Annotated in this window: 1 protein-coding gene; it reads right to left on the bottom strand. The window is 45.6% G+C overall.

All coding sequences use genetic code 11. From position 1 onward, the window contains the following. On the bottom strand, positions 1-720 hold a 720-nt coding region (locus F8B77_RS17685), incomplete at both ends, for a hypothetical protein (RefSeq protein ID WP_167512869.1).

Genomic DNA, 720 nt, shown 5'->3' on the forward strand with positions numbered 1-720 from the left:
GGTACTTAGAGCCAATGCAGTGACAGCAATCGATTCGTCACTGTACAACGTAGCGAATGGATTGCCAGATTCGGTCAGATTGACGACAAACCGATATCGTTCGTCTGCCACTAGTGAGCTTAACGGAGCAAAAGATGACGGTGTGCTCACCGTTACCCAAGAAGGGTTGTTATTATTAATACTCTGCCAAGTGTAGTTGACTGTGAGCTGTGGGTATTTTGCCAATAACTGACTTTCCGCCACACTTAACGCATTTTGATTGAGTACTTCTATTGCATCTTGTTCACTCAATACGGGTCGTTCATAACTCAATATCGGCTTTATCAGCCAAGATTCAATCGGTTCGCTAAGCACTCTCGTTTTCGCTAATTCCATGCCAGCCTCACTGTAGTGCAACTCTAAAAGTAGATACTTCCCTACTTGCCCAAGCAAGCTTTCATTATTGAGAGGTTGTGCTAGCGTAGTCCAGGTTTCTTTTGCATCACGTTGCGTTGGCGTATCGAGTAGATACCAATTCGCATCAATATTGGCACTGTTGACCGAGTCAGTTGAACCATTTCGTAACAATTGTGTTGTATACGTCGGCGTTACACCCTCAATTAATGGTGATGTCGCAATATCTCCTTGGATCATCAAGCGGTCATTCGTACTGGTCTCTGCCACAAGACCTGCCGATAATACACGTGCACTCAGACCCGAGCCGCCAGTATCGGTCACGAT

Origin of the sequence: Aliivibrio finisterrensis (assembly GCF_008933155.1) — a bacterium.
GTDB lineage: Bacteria > Pseudomonadota > Gammaproteobacteria > Enterobacterales > Vibrionaceae > Aliivibrio > Aliivibrio finisterrensis.